Source organism: Acanthopleuribacter pedis (genome assembly GCF_017377855.1).
Classification (GTDB): domain Bacteria; phylum Acidobacteriota; class Holophagae; order Acanthopleuribacterales; family Acanthopleuribacteraceae; genus Acanthopleuribacter; species Acanthopleuribacter pedis.
The window spans coordinates 1-22,988 of sequence record NZ_JAFREP010000021.1 but is presented as its reverse complement, the minus strand read 5'-3'; the positions used below and the strand labels follow the sequence as shown (position 1 = coordinate 22,988).

Sequence of the window (22,988 nt, the reverse complement as noted above, 5' to 3'; positions counted from 1 at the left end):
ATGACCCAAATCCCACCGCGGGGAATCGCCCCGCCCGACGACTTCCCTTATCCCAGTACCCAAGCTTACGGACGGGACGCCTATGGGATTTGGCAGACGATTGCGGTGAAGGATGTGGAACAAACCTTTCGCTGGTGCTCACCCGGTCGTTTCACCATGGGATCCCCTGCAACGGAACGGCATCGCGGTGAAGATGAGGTCCAACGAGAAATTACCCTGAGCCGTGGGTTTTGGCTCGCCGATACCGCCTGTCCCCAGGCCTTGTGGTCCGTGGTGATGGGAACCAACCCCACTGGATTTCGCGGGGATCAATTCCCCGTGGCATCCGTTTCTTATGACGATCTGACGGAATTTTTTGGGCGATGGCGGGTTTTGTGTCCCGATTTTCCATTGCGATTACCAACCGAGGCGGAGTGGGAGTACGCGTGTCGTGCAGGAACCACCACGCCGTTTTCCTTCGGTGAAACGATCAATACCGAACAAGTAAATTTTTATGGAGGCGCTCGCTATCTGCCCGACGAACCAGATCAAGAATACCGTGGTGAAACCGTTGCTGTGAAAGCGCTGCCGTGTAATCCATGGGGTTTGTACCAAAGGCACGGCAATGTGGATGAATGCTGTTCGGATTGGTATGGATCCAATGATGATCAGGAGCTAATCGACCCCTCGGGTCCTCCCGAGGGCGGCCTGCGCGTGGTACGCGGTGGCGGCTTCGACGGCAGTGCGGGGGGCTGCCGTTCCGCCTACCGGAGCGCGGGCGACCCAGGCGGGACTTGGCGGAGCCAGGGCTTCCGGCCCGCCGGAGGTTCTTAACCAAAGAATGCGATGTAACACGCCCCATCATGTTTGGTTCGCGTTTGGTTAACCATTAAGGGTTTGGTTTTATCGTTCTATTAATGGGTTCGTATGTCCTTTTTTTTGTGGGACTGCGCCTTGTAGTCAGGGACGGTTTACGGGTGAGAACCAAAGTTTTTTGGTTGGCCGCCGGCATTCGACCCGAATGGTAACGTTCTTTAATTGGAAAAGGGTCTTGGTTTAAAAAAGCGCATTCAGGGCGATTGGGTGGGTGCGTTGAAAGCGCTTTATTAGCGCGCACTTCCTTGGGTTGGGGGAGAAGTGAATGATAACCGTTGCCTCGTTGGCGGATTTCGAAAAAGTTTTTGAGAAATTGAAAATATTGATTTGGATCTTTGGTATGTTGTTCGGAATGAAACAGAGAAGAGGTTGGAACATGTTTCGGGTGATTTTTGTTTCTTGTTTGCTTTCATTATCAGCGCTTCAGGGTCAAGATTTCTTTGACGTAAGTCGCGCTATTGGCACTCAGCTTGCGACCTGTATTGATGAAAAAAAGAAAGTAGAAAAAATTTCGCTGCTGGATCTACAGAGTTCGGAAGGACCGACTGAGTTTGCGCAAATCGTTCCAGAGCTGATTTTAGAAGTTATTCAGCAAAAAACCGATATTGATACGGTAACGCGTACCCAGTTTGATTTGATTCTCAAGGAACATAAACTGAAATTGAGTGGTTTGATGGATCCTGAGAACCAAAAAAAGCTTGGTAAGTTTTCTTCAATTGATGCGTTGGTTGTGGGTAAATACCGTGAGTTCGGTGAATTTATCTTGGTTACGGTTCAAGTGATTCATGTTGAAACCGCGGAGAGCTTGTGTTCTGTGTCTCAGAAGTTGCCAAAAACGGAAGATATCAAAAGCATTTTGGTGCCAAAGGACATACCGGAAATTACCGATGATCGAGGGGAAACCTATGTCATTCCACAAGAGACCGTCACCGAAGGTACGCAAAACCAGGTTCATTTTCAGATCCAGAAGTGCCGTGTTCAGGGAAAAAATATTCGGTGTGATGTTTTGCTGACGAATATGTCCGAAGATAAGAACATAGGTTTTTACCGAAGCCATTCAGTGATGACAAACCAAGTTGGACATTCGTCTAAGAGTACCGATTTTGTTAATGGTGGTGGGGTCTGGAGGTCTGGTTGGTTTAACTTCAATTTGATAACAGGTGTACCCACCAGAGTTTCCGTTGTATTTGGGAACGGCGTTAAAGATTCCAAATTATTAAGAGTGCTAGAGCTTCGGTATAAATTAGAAAATGCAGATTACAAAATTCAATTTCGTAATATCAGGGTTGACCAGTAAGTAGGGGAAAGCAATGAAATGGAACCTTGCGAAAGACTTATTGACGCGCCCCTGGTGGGGTGGACTTGGGGTGCTACTCGGCACTTTGGTCGGCTTGCTCAGTTTAGGCGTAACCCTTTATATTTACATGAATCCTTATGAGGTACCACCGTCTGAAATAAAACCACCTGTTTCGCGTGATGGATCCTCGCAAAACCGGCCTTCACTTAGCGTAAAAGCCAAAAAGCCCTTGGGTCAGAAACCATGGCTGGAAACGACGGGTGATGCGGGTACCCCTTTACCCAACGAAGCTGGTTGTGAAGTCATTTCCTTGAACGCGGGTACCCCCAAAGTCTTTGAGGATCTGAGCGTAATCCTACACTTCAATCCTGAACGGAATAGCGGCGCTTTTACCTACCCTCTCGTTGCTGTCTGCCAAAAAACCGGCGTTTCGCGAACGGTTCCCTTACTCGGTGTAGGAGACGATGTGTCTATTGAATTAGGCAACATGCAGCTTAAAGGTTCTGTTTTTTCTTATGATCCCCAAGCGATTAAACTTTGTTTACTCAGGAAATAATTTGCAGAAGAGACAGACCGAAGAGAGAAGATCCACAAAACTGATGCGTTAACCAAATAAGTGGGTTTCACCCAATGCAGGCGTGGAATGGGGTGGGAATTACTGGTTCCGTGTCGGATTCGCGTTTTTGGTGCTGGTTTGGGTCGAATTGGCCTAAGATGAATCCCTATGACTGGGTTGGGTTTTTTATTGTGATGATGGCGCCTTTGATTGCCTTTTTGGTGGGTGGTGTGAGGATGGACCGGTTTTTGGTGGCCGTGGGTTTGTGGCGAATCCGTTACGCGTTTTGTCATGGCTGGCCGCGATCCGGCTTGCTCGGACGTTTTTGGAGGGTGTTTTGGTGACACGGGTTCGGCGGATAGCCCCGCCCGACGATTTTCCTTATCCCAGCACCGTTGCCTACGGTCGGGACGCCTACGGGATTTGGCAGACGGTTGCGGTGAAGGATGTGGCACAGACCTTTCGCTGGTGCCCGCCTGGTCGTTTCACCATGGGATCCCTGGAAACGGAACACCTTCGCGGTGAAGATGAGGTCCAACGAGAGATTACCCTGAGCCGTGGGTTTTGGCTGGCCGACACCGCCTGTCCGCAGGTCTTGTGGTCCGCGGTGATGGGAACCAATCCCAGTGAATTTCGCGAGGATCAATTTCCCGTGGCATTCGTTTCTTATGACGATGTGGCGGAATTCTTTGTGCGATGGGAGGTTTTGTGTCCCGATTTTCCTCTGCGATTACCAACCGAGGCGGAGTGGGAGTACGCGTGTCGTGCAGGAACCACCACGCCGTTTTCCTTTGGTGAAACGATCACTACCGAACAGGTTAATTTTAATGGAAATTTTCGTTATCTGCCCGACGAACCAGATCAAGAATACCCTGGTGAAACCGTTGCGGTGAAAGCGCTGCCGTGTAATCCCTGGGGTTTGTACCAAATGCACGGCAATGTGGATGAATGGTGTTTGGATTGGTATGGATCCTATGATGATCAGGAGCTAATCGACCCCTCGGGTCCTCCCGAAGGCGTCAAGCGCGTGGTGCGCGGTGGCGGTTTTTTCAACCCCGCGAGGTACTGCCGTTCCGCCTACCGGTACGTGTACGCGCCGGTCAGGGCTTGGCAGGACCAGGGCTTCCGGCCCGCCGGAGGTTCCTAACCAGAAAAAAGAAACGGAGCGATTGTGGATGGGACACGGACAGGCGACGCGGGCGGCGACGGTCAGGGTCCCAACCATGATCGCGGTGTGCGGCGGAACCGATACCCTTCATCACCAATCCACGGCCAAGCAGGGACAGCGTTACGTGTTTTTGCCCAAGCGGATCACGGCGTGGCGTAGTTTCGGGCATCGGAGGTAAACCCCATGTCTCGGTCCTAACCAGTCAATCCGGTGCCTTCCCTTCCTTCAGGCAGCACCAATCCCAACACACGAAAAAAGCCCCACGCGGTGAATACCGACATGGGGCTTGGTTTTTAAGGTGTTCGTTTTTTTTACAGATGCTCGTTGGTTACCTTCGTTTCACCGGCGGGATGCTAGCGCGGGTGGGGCGTCGGGGATGCGGTCGTGTTGATCACCGGTTGGGCCGCGCGATCACTGCACAGTACCACCATCAGGTTGCTGACCATCGCCGCTTGTTTCTCCGCGTCGAGCTGAACCATGCCGTCGTCTTTGAGGCGTTGCAGCGCGAGTTCAACCATGCCCACCGCGCCTTCGACGATCTCCGTCCGGGCCGCGACCACCGCCGAGGCTTGCTGCCGCTGCAACATCGCCGCCGCGATTTCCGGTGCGTAGGCCAGGTGGCTGATGCGGGCTTCGAGCACATCGACGCCCGCCTTGGCGAGACGCTCTTGGATTTCCGCTTTCAGTTGCTCCGAGATGGATTCCATGTTGCCGGTTAAGCTGTCCGTATCCTCCTCGTAAGCAACGTAGGGATAGCGGGTTGCCAGGCCACGCAGGGCCGCCTCCGACTGGACATGCACGTAGTTGCTGAAGTTCTCCACCTCGAACACCGCCTCCGCCGTGTCGACCACGCGCCACACGACGACCGCGCCGATTTCAATGGGGTTCCCCGTCTGGTCATTGACTTTCAGGTGGTTGGTGTCGAAGTTGTGAACGCGCAGGGACACATCTTGTTTGGCAAAGAAAATGTTGGCCCAGTGCAGGCCGGGCTCGCGGCAGGTGCCCTTGTATTTGCCAAACAGGGTGAGGACCTTGCCGCGGTTGGGGGCCACGTAAAAGAAGCCCGCGAACAGACTGATGTTGAGAAGGCCCAAAAATAAGGTGAGGACCACCATGGGTTTGGCGCCGCTGCCGATGGCGGTCACAAACAGGATGAACACGGCGATCAAGCTGGTGATCGTGATGGCAAGAAAGGGGATGCCGGGAAGGGTTTTGCGTTGTTTTTCCACAATCATGGGAAAGACCTCCTACAAAGATTTGCAAGGAGTGTCAATTTCTGGCGAAGCGGCCGGGTTTCGTTTCGGTAATTGGTTTCAAACGGCCTGTGAATGAAAAAGATCTGGTTCGCCAGTCCCTGACGGTTGCCCTTGTCACTAAGCCCGGCGAGGGAATCGGCTCAAGAGGGCCGCGGTGGGGCAAAAAAAATGGGGATGGGCCCGTCGCCGGGGCTGTTGTATCTCCTTTCACCGCGGATTTTTGCCCCTGCGACCAAGGATTTTTGCCCTGATGACAACCTTGGCGAAAAGGACCGGTTTGTGAAACCCGGCGGCTCTTGCACCGCCTATGCGGTGCCGTGCCCGGTGGGTTCCACCTCATGGAAGGAAGGGGTGCATTCGGCACCGCGGTTTTTCGAAATAACTTGGCGGTTTTTTCGGAAGAACAGGAATTCCTAGGTGACATGGATGCAGCGACTTTGTGCGAGGTAACGCTGTGTCTGAAATTACCTTTTGGAGTTGCTTTTGATGAGAGTCCTTTTATGGGTGTTTTTTGGTTGTTTTTTAACTGTATTGCCAAGCTATGCGCAAATTGACTTCAGAGACTACTATGCCGATACAACCGGGCGCGTCGATTGTACCCAGGCGTTAATCCAAGCCCTCATGGATGCCAAGAATGGGGAAATCATTGAGATGCCGGAGGGTACCTTCCTGATCCAAGACTTCGATCTTCGTGGGTCCGGTTCGAACATCCGTTCGGTAAAAATCAAAGGAGCGGGCAAGGGTCGGACCGTCATTTTGACCGACAAGTTTTATCCCCGTGATGTGGCGGACGTCTCTTTGGAATCTCTTGCTTTTAAAGGGATTAACAACACTGATGTGGACGGAGAGATTCAAGGGACCGCTTTGGTGGCCATTGCCAACAGTTCAAAATTTGTCATGAAGGGCTGTGAAATCAACGGCAGTGCCGAGGACCTGATTTCTGTATTTCATGTTCCCCAGGTGACCATGACCCACAATGGTTTTTTCAAGTCGGGTCTAGCCGGCCGCATGGAGTCGGACGGCATTCGGGTGCGTGGTTGGGCCGTGGCGCTTGGGGCGGTGACGGGTACCATCCAAACCAACCACATGCTGGAAATCGCGCGCGGTGGCATTTTCTTGGGCAGTGCGAGCAATGGTTTGCACATTGAAGACAACACCATCGACTTATACCTGGGTTCCGATACCCCGCGCGCCGACGGTTTAACCATTGGCAATAGCGGCATTTACATCGGTCAGGAAGCGAGTTCCATCAAAAACGTGGTTGTGCATGATAACCGCATTTACAACACCAACATCAACGGGTTGCGCATCAATGGTTTGAATGCGACCGTGACCGACAACATCTTCACCAACAACGGGACCACCGCGATCAAAGCCCACGTGCTGGAGGGTGCTACCATTGCCCGCAACACCATTCGCGAGGTTCGCGAAGGCATTCGTTTTGTGAGTCAGGGGCTCATTTCTGGGGTAACCGTAAACGACAACAAGCTGTACAACACCGAAACCGGCATTGGTGCCTCCGTCGATGGTAAGGGGGGTTCGTTCGACAGCATTCATATTCTCAACAACACCATCATGGGTTCAAAAGTTACCGGTGTGTTGTTATGGGGTGAAAGCGATTCGCCGACCCACGGGAACAGTGTTCAAGGCAACACCATCAGCAACGGCAATCCCAACAATCCCACCACCAATCCGCTCTACACAGCCAAACCTTTTATTTGGGGTGGGATCGTCCTCTTCCATACCAATGGTACCTACGTGGATAACAACTGGATTTTCGGTCAACTCATGGAAACGCCCACCACCACGTTGCACGGAAAACTTTTTTGGCGTCAGAACCATGTTTATGCAGGCGGCGGTAAGGATGGTCGGATCACGCGGACCTCTGTTTATTCCCCCACCTGCGTGGACAGCGATTTCGGCGGCGTGACCCTGCGCGATACCAGGGAATGGCATGTGGATCGCATGAACTTCACCAACATTACCACCCCGGTGACTCAGATCAACGGCGTCGACAACAGAATCTGCTCGGGCACCTTCACCCCGACCACCACGGACTGTTACGAATGATGACCGTCAGGCCGGCTTTGCGCCGGCCTTGACCGAAACGAGATAACCCCGACGGCGGCAGCACCGCTGTCGGGGTTGTTGTTTTTTTGTGATGTTTTTGCGCGAGCGGTTTGCGGTTTGCCGGGGTTGGGTCACCGCATGAAATAGGGCGTGTGAATTTATGATGAAGGTGCGGAAATAAGCTGCCTCGGCCGCCTTTTTTGCGTGCTAGAGATAGGGATCTCGCGCCCGCCGTCCGCCTCACGCGGACGTCTCATTTTATACCGTCCACCTTGTATGAATCATAAAGGAGCAACCGTGTTTCCAGGTATGCCGACCCACACCACCAAAGTCACCGGTGGTGGCCGTCCCGAAACCCTTCGCGCCCGAATGGCGAAGAAACTGACCTCCATGTTTAACCGAAATCCAGAGTCCACCACCGAAACCCGCTCCACCTTTGGCGCCACGCGGCCACGATTCGATGCCGGGCGTGCTTCCATGGGTGAGAAACTGAGTCAAATGCAAGCCAGGGGTTCGGTTTCGCTCGACGATCCCAACCCGGCCACTTATTTGTCCCGTGCCGTTGCCTCAAGCGGGAGCCTGCACGGCGAGCTGATTGAAGCCAAACTCAATGCATCGCCCGCGGTGAAAGACGCCCTGCAAACCAGTCACGGCCGCGAAAAGGTGCTGGGTTTGGTGTACGAAATGGCCGCCATGAGCCCCGAGGCCGTGCAAAAGCTGGACATCGAACAGATCCACGCCGTCTTGGCGCAGCCTTTTGTTTACGGCAGTGAAGCCGATCTCTACGCGTTGCGCCACGAGGCCAAGTTGGCCGAGGTCGCCGCCTACCACGAAGCCGCCGATTCCCTGCAACAACGCGCCGACGCCATGGGCGTCGAAACCTTTCGAACCGGGCGCTTGATGGAAGAGGTTCAGGTCCAAATGGATACCTGGGGCGAGGTCGTCGTCGAATTGGAAACCCTGCGTTATGAAATGGAAGCCATGGGCGACCACCAGGCCGCGGGTAAAAAACTCGACGCCGAGGACCTCAAACGCTTCACCGCTTTTCAGGAGCACCTCGACTTCCTCACCGATCAAATGGGTATGGACCCCGCCGATTTCGAATCCTTTCCCAACCAATACGAGGCCGTGGTGCGCGGTATTTACCGGGAAATCGAAGGTTTGGAAGCGCGCCACGGTACCTTGAGCCAATTGCTCGACAAGCAGGCCGCCGCCCAGGAGGACTTGGCGGCACGGGCCGAGAAACGGGAAAAGCAAGGTGATGCCGCCGCCCGCAAAAGCTCCGGGGACCGCAAATTCAGCATCAGCAGCCTTTCCTCGCTGGAGGCCGACGGCTATTTCAAAATCAGCGAAATCAAGGAACCCTTCGACGTCCTGAAACGCAACGGCGAATTCATGGCCCTGCGTCGCGAACTGCGCGGCGAACTCCTCGCCGAACTCACCAAGGCGGGTTGGGATCAACCTGGCACCCGCGGCGACCTGACCCTGGGGCTCAGCCTCGATACGGCGGCGCCTGGTTTGAAGCTGGCCGCCCGCTTTAAGCACGAGGCTTTTGTGAAGCCGGACGGCAGCATCAACCTTAAAAAAGGCTACACCTTCGAAATCGGTGTCACCACACCCGGCGCCGATACCAGTGGCACCGGTGCCCAGGCCACCCTGCCGATTACCCTGTTCACCAACAAAAAGTTCAGCAACGTCGGCGAACTGGCAACCTACCTAACCGACAAAATCATCAACAGTTCGGCCACGCATAACCTGATAAGCAGCAAGCTGTTAGGCGTTTCGGCCGACAGCAAGGACGTCCGCCGGGCCGCCGCCCTTGAGAAACCCAAGGCCTTGGCCGCCGCGACCGCCAAACTCAAAGACCAACTCGGCCTCAAGTTTTCGGGCACCAAGCAGCGCGAGGCCTTCGTGCCCAAAATCGAGGTCGGCGGCGAAGCCGGGGTGAAGGTCAAAGGCATGGCCAAGCTGGGCAAATTGGCCAAAGCCATGTTGTTGGGCACCGGTAAAGCAAGTGCCAAACGCGCTTGGAAACGGGCGCCGCTGGACAAGAAGTTGCCCGCCACCGCCCAGGACGCCCGCGACCACTTTGAGCTGGACGCCAACCGCACCTTCAAAATGCCCGGTTTCGAGGATCGCAAGGAAAAGGGCGACGTCGAATTGCAGAAATGGCACCGTGACATCGTGGACCTGGTGGCCGCCGGCGAGGATGCGCGCCCGGAACTGGAAGCGCAGCGCCACCAAATCCTCGAATTCTCCCGGGGATTAACCGAAATTTGGCACGAGTATTCGCAAACCGTGATTGCCGCCGACAGCCATCCCGATGCCGGCAAACGCGCCGAGGCCAAGCGCCGCAAAAAAGAGCTGGAAACGCAAATGGGCGTAAGTTTTAGTGTCACCGCGCGGGCCAACATGCGCAGCGACCGCGCCCGCATGCGTCGCGAGCTGTTTCACTCCATGATGGCGCTGACCCATCTCTACCAGGCCTCGTTGCCGCCCGACGTCGGCGCCGGCGAGAAGGCCGGGCTCAAGGTGATCACCGCGCGGCTCAACCACTTAAAATTCCCCGAATACGCGCTGGAGAAAAACAGCCCCTACACCTTAACCACCGCGGAAACCAACGGCGGCCGCTTCACCAGCGGTACCGTGCGCGGCGAGGTGCAGGTTCAGGCCACCGACCTGCTCAAGGTGAAGGTTGGTTTTGAACGCACCGATACCACCGTTTGGAAAGACAGCAACCCCGACAACGAGGGCCGTTTCCAGACCCACATCCTGCGCATCGGCGCGGGCGCCGACATCAACCAAACGCTCACCAAGTTTTTCGAGGGGAGCGGGCTGGACCTGACCGGTTTGCCGCCGCTCACCGCCGGCGGCGCGGTGACCATTCGCATCGACGCCCAGCAAACCGGCAAGATCCTGGCGCCTTACGAGGTGCGTTCGGTGCAGATGCAAGCGGGCCTTGACGCCGACTTCTCCGCCGGTCCCGTCACCGCCACCGCCACCGGCGCCAACGTGGTCGCCGAGTACTTGGGTACCAACACCACCAACTACGTCATGAATTTGTACCACTTCGACCTGCGCGCCAACCCCGACGCAACAGCCGCCAACGCCGCCTTCATGGCGCGTATGGACAAGCACCAGGGCGCCTTCACCGAGATGATGGGCAACATGGTCAAGGGTTTGGATCCGGTTGATCATTTCAGCGGTGCGCCCTACGAAATGCAGGAATTGATGGAGCTGGACCAAGGTCGGGTCGCGCGCAACGAGGCGGAAAACCACCCGACGCGCGAAATCCTGACCGCGATGCGCGACAAACTCGCCCAATACAAAAGCGCGCGCGGTGCCGCCAAGGAAGCGCGCTGGGGAGAACTCAAGGAGATCTTCGTGGATCTGGCCGCCCACCAAACCAAGGTGCAATACACCGGCAGTGTCTCTCACGCCAAAGCGTTCGAATAAAACCCAACCGATGGAACAGGAAACCGCCGCCGCGGCCCGTGGCAGTCGGCGGTGGGTAAAAGGAGATGAAGACATGGATTATGGTGCGCATTACCTCAATCTCGTGCAGGGTTTTATCCAAACCTACGACCTGCCCGACGAGGCCCTGACCAAGGATCGTTTTTTATGGATCAGTTACCAGGACCGGGTCCCGTTGTTAATGGGGATTTGGTCGGGAACCTCGTTGTTTGTGGAACTCACCGTGGGCGCCGTCGACGACCAACGCCAAGCCCACGTCCTGCGTGATCTGTTGAAGGCCAACTGGTTCGGCGCCGAAATGGACGGCGCCAAGTGGGCGATCAACCCCGACAACGAAAAGCTCACCCTCGTGGCCGTCCGCCCGGCCGAGGAAATCGACAACCCGGAACAACTCAAAACCTGGTTCGAAACCCTGGGCGAGCTCGCCCTCGCCAAACAGGAATTACTGAGCAAAGCCCCCCAAAAACCGGCGGCTCAGGTCGCGGCTGAGCCCGCGCGCGGCAGCGGCCGCGATTGGATGCGTTCCGCCGGCCCCCGCATCCTCGCCTAACCCGACCAACAATCCGGTAAAATCCCCGCGGGCCAAGGATCCGTGGGAATTTCGTCGCCACAACCCAACCCGATGAACGCCCCCAATATAAGGAAGGGGACGGTCGACGCCTGGGCTAACCCGCCTATCTCACAAGGAATTCTGCTACGGGGCAACCCATGCGATTGCGAGGGTTTGCCTTCCGCATTACTCGGTCGAGCCGCCTTCGCCTCAGCTGCTACGCCGAAAGGTCGGCCCCGCGAAAGGTCGGCCCCGCGAAAGGTCGGCCCCGCGAAAGGTCGGACCCCTGTGCCGTCTCTCGGTCGTAATCTTCGTACGCACAAGGCTTTCAGCTTCTCGCGACGATTCCTTGTGAGCTATGCGGGCTAAAAGGTCACGCCCGCTGTCTTGGGGTGACCCTCATTTTTCGAACAAGTGCCGGAGGCGGACCACCCCAAGCCAAAAAAAATCACCGTGAATGAGAGGAATCAAAAAGTCGCTTCGTTGAAGGGTCGATCCCACATCGGTCGCTTCTGGTTGCCCCGTGCAATCAGAGCCCCGTGGGGTTTTTCGAGTAAACCCGCCGTTCCTAAAGCGCCGGGCTCCCTCGTAACCATTTGTTCACGGAGTACTTTATGAGAAACCTATTCGTTCGTTCGATGGTCCTGACCCTCGCTAGCTTTCTGGTCCTAGCCGGCCTCACCGTCTCCGCGCAAGAACCGCGCGAAGGCGTCGTCTATTGGGACGAACCCCCTGCCGCAACCGGCCCTGCCGCCATCGGCCCCGCCGCCACCGGCCCTGCCGCCACCGGCCCCTCCGAATCCTTTATTCAAACCCGTGGTGTCAGCCAAAAATTGGCGACCTGTGGCGACGGCAACCAGGAGGACGGGGAACTTTGCTACAGCTCCTCGGTTGCGCTTGCGCCTCCGGGCAGTTCTATTTCCGGGATCGACGTCGGCCGCCTCAACGGCGGGTCAAACGTTGATTTCGTGGTGAGCCAATGGTTGCTCGACCGCATGATTTCCAGTTTGGGCACCGGCGCGGGCACCTTCTACAACACGCAAACCCGCTCGATGGGTGATGGTCCTACCGACATCAAAATGGGTGATTTCAACAACGACGGCATCACCGACATCATGGCCACCAATCTGCACAAAGATCGCGTACGCATCCGTTGGGGCCATAACAACTGGCAAACCTGGTCCTTCTACAAAACCGGCGATGGTCCGCGCGAATTGGTCGTCGGCGATCTGAACGGCGACGGCCGCGACGATTTCGTCACCGCCAATACCGGCGACGACACCATCACCGTTGGCGTTAAACGCTCCGGTTCCGGTTTCCGCCTCACCACCCTGTATGTCGGCGCCGGCAACAGTACCGTGGCCTTGGCCGACATGAACAACGACGGCGATCTGGACATCCTCCACGACGGTGCCGGCCGCCTGCGCCTGCGTTTGAACAATGGTTCCGGTTCTTTTGGCAGCCCTACCACCTTGGTTACTTCGCCCTCCGGCAACACCGCTTTCCCGTCGATTGCTACTGCCGATGTGGATGGCGACGGCTACCGCGACATCGTGGCCAATCACGGGTATAACCAAATGGTATTGGTGCGTCGGACCGGGTCGGGCGGGTACCGCAACCCCGTGTTCGCGGACCTCGACACCGGTGCGTTGTTCAAGGTTCAACTCCATGATATGGACGATGACGGCTTTGTGGATATCATCACCAACGAAGGCAACACCACCATGAACATTTACCTGGGCAACGGCAATGGTTCGTTTTCCTCGGGCAATGTGATCAATACGCTGAACGCTACCGATTTTGAAGTCGCCGATTTCAACAACGACGGCTTTTTGGACATCATTTACACCGGCACGGAAGCCCGTTTGCTGTTGGCCAACCCCTAACCCAACAACGTCGAATCGCGAAGGATGCGGTTTGAGGTAAACGGAAGAGGCGGGACCTTGTGTCCCGCCTTTTTTGGGTTTGCCCGGCGCAGCGGGCAAACCCGGCCGACTAACCCAAGTCGGCATCGCCCCAATCGGGGGAAGACAATCCGAACCGCGAGGGCGTCGCCGGCAGCAGCGGGGACTGTCCGAAGAAGCGCGATAACGCGTGGTGATTTTAGCGAAACCTCTGGCCTCGGAAGAACCGTATCCTTTCTCGAATGAACGCGGCAAGGACCGCCGCGCGACACCTTAACCGCGGTCTCTAGCAGGCCTCAAACCCAACAGCATTTTTTCTCCTCAAAAGCCTTTCACAAAAAGAAGGTTTTTGAGGAGAAAAAATGCCCTCGCTCAACACGGCCACCTCAGCGGCCGCTAGGCCGTAGTATGCCTGGCTCTAATAGCAACGGGGGAACCTGAGATTGCTCCTCGTAACCAAACCCACAACACACCACCTGGGCTGCAACAGCCCTTAAAAATTCGCAACGCACCCGGTGGGTGCGGTCCTGTGCGACATTGATTCAAGCCACTTCGGTCCAGATCTTTAGCGAAAACCCCTCGCTTCAGCGTTTCTTAGGTCTGAAGGAAGCAAGCGGAGGTGAACCTTATTCGGCCGGGTGTGCGTGAGCCTGTATCGTCGGCCCGGTTTTTGATCAAACCATCCGTGGTTCGCTTAGGTTCTTTGCTGCAAACACACCGGTGCGGCCTTTTTAATTTCCAGGGCTTCGCCGCCGGTTTGGGCGGGCTAGTCCAAGCGAGCGTGGAAGACCCGCGAGACCTGGGTGCCGTTCTCAAAATAAACCGTGACCCGCCAGGTCAAAGCCGTTCCCCGCGGCAGGGCCGCCAAGCGTTGCGGGGGGATGGTGATCCGTGGTTCGCTCAGGTTCTTGGCCGCAAACACCACCTCAAAAATATCGTCCGTGGAGACGCGCACCGCATAATGGGAAACCGGCGGCGCGGGGGTTTGGACCGACCATGCAAGCAAGCAGGCTTCGCGAGAAAGCGCCGCGCCCTGTTGCCGGCTGATCAGGTCTCCTGGCTGTTGTTCGCCGCGCATCACCCGCGTGGGTTCGGCCCGCTCCACGCGGTGTTGGACCAGCCAAAACCCGGCCGCCGTTAAAAGAACCGCCGCCGCCAAGGTTGTCCAGGCGCGGCTTTGCCCTATCGGCCGCGCCGGGTTCATGCCGTCTTGGCGTTGTTGGAACTGGACCAATCGCCAATCCTCGGCGCACCCGCTGCAGGTGCGCAGATGCGCGGCGATCCGCCGGGTTCTGCCGGGGCTCAGTTCGCCCAAGCGCGCACGCCAAAGATCCTCGGCGGTAGGACAGCTTTGGTCGGGCGCAACGGCCGCCGCCTGTTGAAAGTGATGCTGTAATTCTGAATCGTGAAAACCCAAAGTTAACCCCTTAACCGTGTCCTTTTCCTTTGAGGCATTGCCGCAAGTCCGCCATCCCGCGCGAAATCAGGTTCTCGGTTTTGCGAAGGGTCCAGCCCAAAATGGTTGCTGTTTCCCGGCCGCTTTCACCCTGCAGCTTGAGAAGAACCGCCAAGCGTCGCGGTGTGATCAGGTTGGCCAAACAATCGCGAATGTGGTCGCCGATTTGACGGGCCCACAGTTGCTGTTGCGGGTCGGCGTCGCGATGGGGGTGGGCCGGTTCTCCGCCGTCCTCGGGTTCAAACGCGGTTTCGCCGCGGGCACGCACCCGACGGATTTCATCGATCAGGGCACACAAGGCGGTGCGTTTGATGTAAGCGAGGTTGAAGTCTTGTTTTCCCTGGGTTTTCCGCAACCGTTCCACCAGCCGGAGCAGGCTGATTTGGATGAGGTCGTCGGCCTGGGCCGCCAACCGGGGCGGGCACATGCGTTGAATCGCCCGGCCCAATTCAAGGCGAAGTTCGGCCACGCGTTCCGGGGACAACCACGGCGGGTCGCTCCCCTCGTGCAGCTCATGGGGTCTTGGCGCGGTTTGGGGCGGATCCGCGAAGGTGAACCCGACTGGATTATCCATGTTCTCTCCCGCGAAGCCGACCCCAAAGGGCGGTGCCGATTGCCGCCAAAAGCGCGAACCACGGCCACCCTCGGCGCATCGCGGCGGCCGATCCGGCCGGCTGGTTGAACCCGCCGGGGAAAGGCGTCGCGTCGCCGTTGCCGAACACCGTCAGGCTGTGCCAGGCGTCCGGGTTGGCTTGGTGCGGGTACAGGGCGCGTACCGCCTCGGCCACGGGAAGGCCGCCCTGTAACAACCCGTAGAATCGGTCAAAGCGGACGACACCGCCTTCGTCCGAGACAGGCAAGAGGGTGGCGACCACCGTCGTCGCGCCGGCCCGGAGGAAGGCCCGCGCCAGACTCATCACCCCTTCGCCGCGAAAGGGCATGCCGTCCGCGCTGCTGCAGGTCGACAACACGATCAGGGTCCCTGAAAAGTCCAGGTGTTCGATTTCCGCGGCGGTTAACAAACCCGAATCGCCGTCGTGTCCGGCCGCCAGCAGGACCGCCGCCTGTTCGGGCCGATGGGCGTCGACCATCGCATGGGCGGCCAAATGGATGATCCCGTGGGCTGCCGGCTCGCGGTTGAGCAGCCGTTCCTTGCGTGCCTCGGCACCCAACCAAAGCTCCGTTTGGGAACCCAAACGCGCCGCGATGTTGCGTCCCTCCTCGCGGGCATGGGTCAGCGGGCGCGGTAGTTTGGCCAGGTTACGGCTTTGGCCTGGGCCGGCTAGGGGCGCGGGCAAGTCGGCCCGCGAAAAAGACGGATCGGCGAGCACCAAGGCATGGCTCGTTTGCGCACCAAGCGTTTTCGCTTTTACATGAAACCAAAAAGCCGCCGAAGGAACCACGGACAGGGTGAAACGCGCCCCGAGCGGCGGTGCTTCTTGGGCGGCGCGCAACATGGGGAAGGGCAGTCGCGACAGGGCGCCGTCGGGAATCAGCACCAACCGGGTAATCTTGGGTGGCAGCGCGGCGATGCCGTCGGCGAGCAGATGCTGGTACAGATCCACCGCCGCCCGCTTCAATAAGGACGGCGGCGAGGCCGCGGTAATCAAATCGCGGTAAACCGCCACCGCGTCTTCCAGCACCGCGCGGTTGCTGAGTGGCACCGTGGTTACCTGATCGTGGGTGATCACCCAAAGCTGGGAGCCGCCCGCAAAACGACCGTAGGGATCCTGTTGGTAGGCTAACTGAAAAGCGAGCATCGCCTGATTCGTCGCCAGCTCGCTTTGAACCTCGCTTAAAGCCAACAAGGGTTCGCCACGAAAGGGTTCGTCTGGATGCGCGCCGGGCTCTTCGTGCGTGCCGTCTGTAAATGGGTCGCGCCCTTCCTGGAAACTCTGGGCACGCAACCGTTCCATCACTGCAAAACTCTGTTCCAGCGAGGCGCGGTCGGGGTTTTGCCGGTACCGGTTCAGGAGCCGGCCCGACACGATGTAGTAGGGAAAGGCAAAATGCGACAAAAAGCCCGCGCGCCCCAAATCGGAGGATTGTTGCAAACGCACCCTTTCCAGTTGGCTCAAAAGATCGAGGCTCTTCGCCACGGCTTCATCCGTCGGCAAGGTTTCCCAATCGACATAAAGTTGATCGCACCAGCGCGCCAGGGTCGCCTGTAAATCGTCCGCGCTTGCGGTTGTGGCGAGGGCCGCTTCGAGGAGGCGCCGCGCTTCAGGCGGCGCCTTAACCGCTCGGGTAGCCATTGCCCGCTGGATCAGGCCGATCAAAACCGGATCGTCCGCGTCCCGCGCCAAGCGCAGGCCCGCCGCGAGGTGTTGGTCGGCGCGTGGGCCTTGGTGGAGCAGGCCCAACTCATAGTGGGCGCGCACCATCAAGCCGCGGTAATTTAACGCCTCGCCCGTCTGCAAAAGGGCGGCGGCCGTCTCGCGCGCCCAGGTCGGGGTCGTCTCCCGCCACGGGCCGTTGATCATGTGGGAAAGGAAATCTTGGTAGACCGCCGTTGCCCGCGCGTAGGCATCGCCCGCGTCCTCGGCCATTGTTGCCAGACGTCGGTAAAAGAAACGGGCTCGGTCGGGGTCGCCCAATTGATCGTGGACGTCGCCAAGTGAAAGCAACACATCCCGTTGTTCGTGGTAGGGCGTTTCGTCGGACCAGGTCGCGCTCAGATCCGTGAGGAGCCCTTGCGCCGCGACCAGTGAACCTTTGGCGATCAACAGCGCCGCCCGTTCTCGTGTGGCTGCCGCCGTCCACTTGGGTTTACCCGCGTTGACCGCGATGGCCGCCGCTTGTTGTAGGTCGGCTTCGGCGAGGTGCCATGCCCGCGCGGCGCGGTGCAATCGGTGCAGGTTGATCGCCGTATAAAATTGGCCCTGTTCATCCGCACCGTCGCGGAAGAGCGCCTGCGCGCGCCGATAGTGGCCGACCGCATCAGCCTGTCCCTGATCTTGGGCCAAGTTGCCCAAATAAAAGTGAACCCAGGGAAGTTCGGGCCGTGCCTTGGCCAGCGCGGCAAGGTGCAGGCGCGCCGCGTCGCTTTGGCCCGGTTCGCGACCCTTTTGGTAGATACACCTCGGGCCGCGATGGCCGAGCGGGTTTTGGGCAACCAGGTCGTCACACGCGGCAAAAAGATCCGGGGATCCCCACATCAATAGAATAAAAACGACCATGGCGGTTTAATCCTCGGGTCCGGCCGAGCCGGTGTTGTGAAGGCGCAAGTTTTTTGGAATGCCGTCGATGTCGGCCTGGAGCGGGTACTCATTAATCGTTGTGTAAAGCAGGGTTATCAGACCGCCCCAGTTGAGGGTGTCCACCCAGCCGCAGGCAGTCCGTCCCGGTGGGGTCTTTTCGGGGTGGTCGGCGCTTTGATGGGGGTCTTGGATCACCTCGTAATCAATCAGGTGTTCCGGTCCCAACATGGGCCCGCTCAGTTCGGATACCCCCGCGGGTGAACCCATAAAAGTGCGTCCGGCCCAAAGGTAATCGGGCGCGCAGGACGCGACAAAAACGCCAAAATAGCGGCCGTCCGCTTGTTGCTCCATATCGATCAGCCGGAAGCCTTGGCCGTGGAGATCGTGGTACGTTGCATGGAAATCGGGCCAGGAGGTCGGTGCAATCCAGAGTGTGGGCGCGCCAGCGGCTTGCCAGATCGCCGCGTAATGGAACGTAAGTGCCTCGGATGCCGCCGATTCCACATCGACCAGTTCCCACCCCATCGCCTGGCGGGCCGCGTTTAGGTTCATGAACTGGCTGTAACTCATGTTGTAGGAAACCAGGCGGGGTTCGTCCAGGTGGGTCCAAACGCCCGCGTACCGCATGCGGCCGTGAGGGTCGCGGGTCACCTCAAGATCGGTGAGGGTAAAGCCGCGTTGGGTTTGTTTGGTCAGGTGTTGGGCAAAGGCCGCCTGGGTCGCGCCGACGCGAATCTCTTGTTTGGCCGAACCCCAGCCGAACACCGCGCTAAAGTGTTCATTGTCGGGTGCAATTTCAAGATCGACGACTTGGTAACCCTGGTCCCACCGCGTGTGCAAGAGGTGCTGAAAGGCCGGCCAATCCAGTTGTAGCGCCGGCTGGACCGCGGCGGGTTGGTCGGTTTCCAAGTAAACCCCGAGGTGGTAGGTCACCAGGGGGTCGTCCTCGGCGGTACCGGGTGGGGTTGACAGGACCCAGGTAAGCAACGCAACTAAAAAAGACATCATCCATCGGGGGAACATCATCAGGTACTCCTCGTTAGCCCATTTTCAGACCCTGATCCGGGCTTCATTTTTGGGGGCAACGAAACCAATCGCCTTTTCCTCTCACTTTTCCTCTCACTTTCTTCAAAAAGGTGCGACAGCAGGGGGGAGGAGGCCGCCGGGCGTTGGATGCCATTGCGGGTTAGGTGAGGTCGCGCGGGAGTGCGTTGCGTTTTTTGAAGGGTCCCGTGGCGCCTTGTAACCGTTGTCACGGCGCTTCAATGCGGGGTGCACGATTTTCGGTTGGGCATTGCACCCGCAATCTTCCCCCGCTATCTCCTCTCGCAAACCGCCAAGAACCAAGGGGACGCAAGCGCGCAAACCGTTGGCAAGGTGAAGCCTTGCCGGATTTCAGCCCATGGTTGGGCACCGGAGCGAAGCAGCCGGTGGCCAACCATGGGTAAGGGACAAAAGAAGGGAAGTGCGCTGAAGGCGCACCGGTACAAGTCAAAGGTAGTCAACATCTTACGCATGCCTGTCCCCGCAATGCCCTCTCGCAAACCGCCAAGAACCAAGGGGACGCAAGCGCGCAAACCGTTGGCAAGGTGAAGCCTTGCCGGATTTAAGCCCATGGTTGGGCACCGGAGCGAAGCAGCCGGTGGCCAACCATGGGGAAGGGGCAAAAGAAGGGAAGTGCGCTGAAGGCGCACCGGTGCAAGCCAAAGGGAATCAAACGCTTACACATGCCTGTCCCCGCATCACCTCTGTCCCTACATCACCTCAAGCAGAAAAATACCGTCTTTCAAAACATAAGCCTCGGGGTTGGTGACCAGAGGGCGGAATTGCGCCCAGGCTTCTTGGTCCGTCTGATATTCCTCGATCTCAAACCCTTCAAACGCGCATGAGTTGATCTCGACCCGAAAACCATAACGAAAATCCCTTTCACCCGCGTAGAAACGCGCGATGCGACCTTTCCAGCTCAGGCCGAAACGGTCGACTTCGTGACGGGGCCCAAACTGGATGTGCATGTCGCCCACCGCGTCATGGCCCAACAGGTAAATGTGAAAGGGCGGCTCATCCGATGGGGACACACGGTCAAAAGGGCCGACCCGATAACGCTGTTCCGACAGGGTATTGATGTCAAAAGGGCGCTCGCGGGTGCCAACCAAAAAACCCTCGTGTCCCCCACTCCGTGGAGGAAAGGGTGCAGGAATGGGTGTTGTACCAACCGGCTCGCCCTTCCCAATCAGAGAGTTTTTCTTCCTCTTCATCGTTAAAGGGGGTGTTCCCGGCAACATCCTGAGCGTCGTAGTCTTCGGTGGCGAGGTGGAGGTCGAACCAAAGGGCCGGTTTCCGAGTCGAGTCGTCCCGACCACGCGAAATCAATGATGGCGTGGCCGCCCGGCCAAGGGTTGCCAAAGAAAAAGATGCGATCCGTCACGGGCGTTCCTTCGTTGTGTCTTTGGGATTGATTGAAGCAAATCTCGGTCGGTTTGTGTCGGCAAAACCCAATAAAAAAGACGACACCCAGCGCGGGTGCCGCCCTTTTCGTTTTTCCTTTTCAGGGTTTATTGACAGGGCAGGTTCAGCAGGCTGACCAGGAACAAAATGTCACCGCCGTCCCAATCGGAGGCATGGGTGCGGAAGTCGGCGTCGTTGAGACAGGCGTTGCCGATGGTGCCGCCCGCTTGCGCGGCAAAGTCGTCAAAATACACCGAACCGGTGATGGTCTCGGTTGCCGGGGTGGAGGCGGGCATGACGCCGATGCGCATGAAGTCGACGTTGGCACCCGTGTTGGTCAAGCTACCGACCGTCACCGTTTGGCTGTTAACGCGCAAACTTACCGATCCGTTTGAATCACCGGGAATGAGGGCGACCTCGACGCCGTGCCAGGGACCGCTGAGCGTGATCGGATCCGACATGCGCATCAGCGCGCTGTCTTCGCGGGCGAGGAGTTGGAGGTTGGTGCCCTGTCCGTCCCGATAAAGCTCGACCGCCAGCCAGGGAACCCTGCCGCTCTCAAGCGAACCCGCCGCGAGAATGCGCAGACGGTTGTTAATGGGCAGGTCGAGATCGTTGGTGCTGAACTGGACGCGACAGCGGAAATCCGTGGCTGAATCGCCGCCGGTGCTCTCCACGAAGGCCGTGCCCGCGTTACCCGCGACCTGCATGCCGAAAGCGCCCTTGAAACGCGCGCCGCGAAGGACCGCAAGCAGTTCGCCTTGTTTCTCGAGCTCGAAGTCGGCGAAGGGTGTGCTGGACGACCAGACCGAGGTATCTCCTGACTCGAAGCCGTCTGAGAAAATCGGCGTGGCGCTTTCCTGTTCAAACAGGGAGACTTGGCCCGAGAACGCTGCCCCTTTGCTGGAGCGGCTCGGTGCCCCACCCGCGAGGTAAAAGGGTTCGCCGATTTGGAGCCATTTGATCGTGTCGCCAAAAAAGGCCTCCGCCGCCGGATCCCCTTGGGTAAATGATTGGACAAAGGTCCAGGTGCCGCCCTCCAAGCCAAATTCGAGGATCGACCCCGCGTTGTTGTTTTGGTTGAGCACCGTGGATGGATCGCCGATGAACAAACGGTTGTCGTGGGAGGACGTCAGACCCACGCCGAAGAAGCCGTTGTCAACTGGATTGGTTGGGTTGATCGCCTGGGTTTCCGTGACATCGCCCTGGGCCCCCTCCGCGTTAAACACGTACACCCTTCCCGGCACGATGTTGTTGGCGGGTGTTCTCGGCGCGGCGATGACCAGGGTTCCGTTGGGCAAAAGCGTAAAATTTTCGCCAAAGGCGGCGAAGGGAAGGGTATCGGCGTCGGATGCTTGAAATTTGGCCTGTTCTTGGAAGAGGTTTTTGGTTTGCGCGGATCGGGTGTAGAGGTAACAACTACCGGATTGGGTCATGGCGACCGAGTCATTTGATGCGCCGACAAACAACTGTGAATCTTGAAGTTCCACGGGTAGGCCGAACTCCCCACCCGCCGTGACGTTGTCCGGTTGGATCAGTTGACCGCGCATCCAGGTGGTGGCGTCGGTTGACGTGTAAATCGCGACCGCCCCGCTCTGGAGTTGCGAGTTCGGGTTGGTAAAACGCGTGGCGCCGACCGCCAGCTCAAAACCGCCCGGTACCAGGTCGAGGTCGAGCGCATTACCGAAACCCATGTCGCTTTGGTTGAATTCGCGCAGATCCAAGCGGGAGAGCAGCGTAAAGGTGTCCTCCATGTCCGCGGCCGAATCAAAATAGATCAAAACCTCGCCGGACTGGACCGTGCCGCCGCGACCTTGCGAGGCCGGTACATTGTTAAAGGCCGCGCCAATGGCGAGGAACAGACCGGCCTCGGTGCTGACCGCGTCCAGGGCGAACCCAAAGTTGCGGCCTTGGCCGTCGGGGTTGTCCAAGGTTTGTAAAAACTGGGGTTGTCCGCCGGTAACGCGGTAGATATGAACGGAGCCGGTGAAGTTGTTGCTGCCCAATTCGGTCACGAACAGCCGGTCGGCGATGGATGCGGTGCGGTTGCCGAACAGGCCGTTGTTCGTGGGTGTAGGTGGGTTGATGACGATTTCTTGGGCGACGAGGGGTGCAACAAGGCAAAAGAGCAGGGAAAGGCCGAAACGCATGGGGATACCTCCCTGGGATGTTCGGATCACGGTTTTGGGTGGTGGGCAAGGTGCGCGGTCACACTGTGACAAGGTGCCGGATCGACGGGTTTAAAGGGGGCGCGGCTCGCGGAGAAGCGGGTAAAAACGCCGAGGCTGTCAATTTGCCAAGAGGGATAAGTTCATTTCACCAAAAACAGGCAGGCGCGTAAAGCGTCGCTGTTGCTTTTCGCACAATTTTCACCTGCACTTTGGTCGGTTCCACCCTCGTCGGGAGAGGGGAGCGGATGGTTCACGCGATGTGAGGAGTCGCTGGGGACAGCAAAGGAGAAACGCCCGGGGATCAAAAGCTCAGACAACAAGAAGTCACGATGCATTCCGCTTTAAAGTCAGGCAATTTGGGGTGTCTGTCCCCAGGTTTGGCACCAGGTTTGCGTGCCCGTCACCCTGCTTCATTGTGAAACATCAGGATTCCAGGAGGCCGAACCGCGTCAATCTAGCGCAAGTGGAGGGGAAAAATTGGAGGGGCCCGACCGAGCTTGCTCGGTTGGGAGGTGCCGATTTTTTCACGGAGCGGTCCTTGACGCAGGTGGTGGCGCGCTAAAATCAATGCCGGCCGGCGGTGAAA

General features: G+C 58.0%; 15 protein-coding genes. 8 read left to right on the top strand and 7 right to left on the bottom strand.

Going from position 1 to position 22,988, the window contains the following annotated elements:
- The 4 genes from J3U88_RS21185 to J3U88_RS21170 all read left to right on the top strand — a co-directional run bounded on the left by J3U88_RS21185 (nt 1) and on the right by J3U88_RS21170 (nt 3,855).
- On the top strand, nt 1–813 hold the full coding sequence (locus J3U88_RS21185; RefSeq protein WP_207860978.1) for a formylglycine-generating enzyme family protein: 813 nt from the start codon (nt 1–3) through the stop codon (nt 811–813).
- A 307-nt stretch (nt 814–1,120) separates the two neighbouring features.
- Entirely contained in the window at nt 1,121–2,152 is a 1,032-nt protein-coding gene (locus J3U88_RS21180) for a hypothetical protein (RefSeq protein WP_207860977.1), read from the top strand.
- A gap of 13 nt (nt 2,153–2,165) precedes the next feature.
- Nucleotides 2,166–2,708 (top strand): hypothetical protein, encoded by a 543-nt coding sequence (locus tag J3U88_RS21175; RefSeq protein WP_207860976.1) that lies wholly within the window; start codon nt 2,166–2,168, stop codon nt 2,706–2,708.
- 340 nt (nt 2,709–3,048) lie between these two features.
- Nucleotides 3,049–3,855, top strand: a complete 807-nt coding sequence (locus tag J3U88_RS21170) for a formylglycine-generating enzyme family protein (RefSeq protein WP_341535193.1) — start codon at nt 3,049–3,051, stop codon at nt 3,853–3,855.
- A gap of 374 nt (nt 3,856–4,229) precedes the next feature.
- Here the strand turns inward: J3U88_RS21170 and J3U88_RS21165 are convergent, their stop codons facing one another.
- Nucleotides 4,230–5,108, bottom strand: a complete 879-nt coding sequence (locus tag J3U88_RS21165; protein WP_423842077.1) for an SPFH domain-containing protein — start codon at nt 5,106–5,108, stop codon at nt 4,230–4,232.
- A gap of 510 nt (nt 5,109–5,618) precedes the next feature.
- On the opposite strand from J3U88_RS21165, the gene J3U88_RS21160 reads away from it, so the two are divergent.
- The 4 genes from J3U88_RS21160 to J3U88_RS21145 all read left to right on the top strand — a co-directional run bounded on the left by J3U88_RS21160 (nt 5,619) and on the right by J3U88_RS21145 (nt 13,112).
- Nucleotides 5,619–7,202, top strand: coding sequence for a right-handed parallel beta-helix repeat-containing protein (locus tag J3U88_RS21160; protein ID WP_207860973.1), 1,584 nt, complete (start codon nt 5,619–5,621; stop codon nt 7,200–7,202).
- A 297-nt stretch (nt 7,203–7,499) separates the two neighbouring features.
- Nucleotides 7,500–10,658, top strand: coding sequence for a hypothetical protein (locus J3U88_RS21155; protein WP_207860972.1), 3,159 nt, complete (start codon nt 7,500–7,502; stop codon nt 10,656–10,658).
- Nucleotides 10,659–10,731: 73 nt separating this feature from the next.
- Nucleotides 10,732–11,226: a CesT family type III secretion system chaperone gene (locus J3U88_RS21150; RefSeq protein ID WP_207860971.1), complete on the top strand. Its 495-nt coding sequence runs from the start codon at nt 10,732–10,734 to the stop codon at nt 11,224–11,226.
- Nucleotides 11,227–11,840: 614 nt separating this feature from the next.
- A complete protein-coding gene (locus J3U88_RS21145) occupies nt 11,841–13,112 on the top strand; it encodes an FG-GAP repeat domain-containing protein (protein ID WP_207860970.1) in 1,272 nt (423 codons plus the stop codon).
- 784 nt (nt 13,113–13,896) lie between these two features.
- On the opposite strand, the gene J3U88_RS21140 is transcribed toward J3U88_RS21145, so the two are convergent.
- The 6 genes from J3U88_RS21140 to J3U88_RS21115 all read right to left on the bottom strand — a co-directional run bounded on the left by J3U88_RS21140 (nt 13,897) and on the right by J3U88_RS21115 (nt 22,381).
- Entirely contained in the window at nt 13,897–14,547 is a 651-nt protein-coding gene (locus J3U88_RS21140; protein WP_207860969.1) for a zf-HC2 domain-containing protein, read from the bottom strand.
- A 10-nt stretch (nt 14,548–14,557) separates the two neighbouring features.
- Nucleotides 14,558–15,160: an RNA polymerase sigma factor gene (locus J3U88_RS21135; RefSeq protein WP_207860968.1), complete on the bottom strand. Its 603-nt coding sequence runs from the start codon at nt 15,158–15,160 to the stop codon at nt 14,558–14,560.
- The gene (locus J3U88_RS21130; protein WP_207860967.1) at nt 15,153–17,765 is read right to left on the bottom strand and encodes a CHAT domain-containing protein; all 2,613 of its coding nucleotides are present in this window, start codon (nt 17,763–17,765) and stop codon (nt 15,153–15,155) included. The genes J3U88_RS21135 and J3U88_RS21130 overlap by 8 nt, the downstream gene beginning before the upstream one ends.
- A 6-nt stretch (nt 17,766–17,771) precedes the next feature.
- On the bottom strand, nt 17,772–18,812 hold the full coding sequence (locus tag J3U88_RS21125) for a hypothetical protein (protein WP_207860966.1): 1,041 nt from the start codon (nt 18,810–18,812) through the stop codon (nt 17,772–17,774).
- Between the two features lie 728 nt (nt 18,813–19,540).
- Entirely contained in the window at nt 19,541–19,939 is a 399-nt protein-coding gene (locus J3U88_RS21120; RefSeq protein ID WP_207860965.1) for a hypothetical protein, read from the bottom strand.
- Nucleotides 19,940–20,338: 399 nt separating this feature from the next.
- Nucleotides 20,339–22,381, bottom strand: a complete 2,043-nt coding sequence (locus tag J3U88_RS21115; RefSeq protein ID WP_207860964.1) for a hypothetical protein — start codon at nt 22,379–22,381, stop codon at nt 20,339–20,341.
- Between the last annotated feature and the right edge of the window lie 607 nt (nt 22,382–22,988).

What these genes read in the sequence shown, in the direction of transcription:
- J3U88_RS21180 (WP_207860977.1), top strand. Translation starts at nt 1,121, where the DNA reads ATGATAACCGTTGCCTCGTTGGCGGATTTCGAAAAAGTTTTTGAGAAA.
- J3U88_RS21175 (WP_207860976.1), top strand. Translation starts at nt 2,166, where the DNA reads ATGAAATGGAACCTTGCGAAAGACTTATTGACGCGCCCCTGGTGGGGT.
- J3U88_RS21125 (WP_207860966.1), bottom strand. Translation starts at nt 18,812, where the DNA reads ATGATGTTCCCCCGATGGATGATGTCTTTTTTAGTTGCGTTGCTTACC.
- J3U88_RS21185 (WP_207860978.1), top strand. Translation starts at nt 1, where the DNA reads ATGACCCAAATCCCACCGCGGGGAATCGCCCCGCCCGACGACTTCCCT.
- J3U88_RS21145 (WP_207860970.1), top strand. Translation starts at nt 11,841, where the DNA reads ATGAGAAACCTATTCGTTCGTTCGATGGTCCTGACCCTCGCTAGCTTT.
- J3U88_RS21130 (WP_207860967.1), bottom strand. Translation starts at nt 17,765, where the DNA reads ATGGTCGTTTTTATTCTATTGATGTGGGGATCCCCGGATCTTTTTGCC.
- J3U88_RS21150 (WP_207860971.1), top strand. Translation starts at nt 10,732, where the DNA reads ATGGATTATGGTGCGCATTACCTCAATCTCGTGCAGGGTTTTATCCAA.
- J3U88_RS21160 (WP_207860973.1), top strand. Translation starts at nt 5,619, where the DNA reads ATGAGAGTCCTTTTATGGGTGTTTTTTGGTTGTTTTTTAACTGTATTG.
- J3U88_RS21115 (WP_207860964.1), bottom strand. Translation starts at nt 22,381, where the DNA reads ATGCGTTTCGGCCTTTCCCTGCTCTTTTGCCTTGTTGCACCCCTCGTC.
- J3U88_RS21135 (WP_207860968.1), bottom strand. Translation starts at nt 15,160, where the DNA reads ATGGATAATCCAGTCGGGTTCACCTTCGCGGATCCGCCCCAAACCGCG.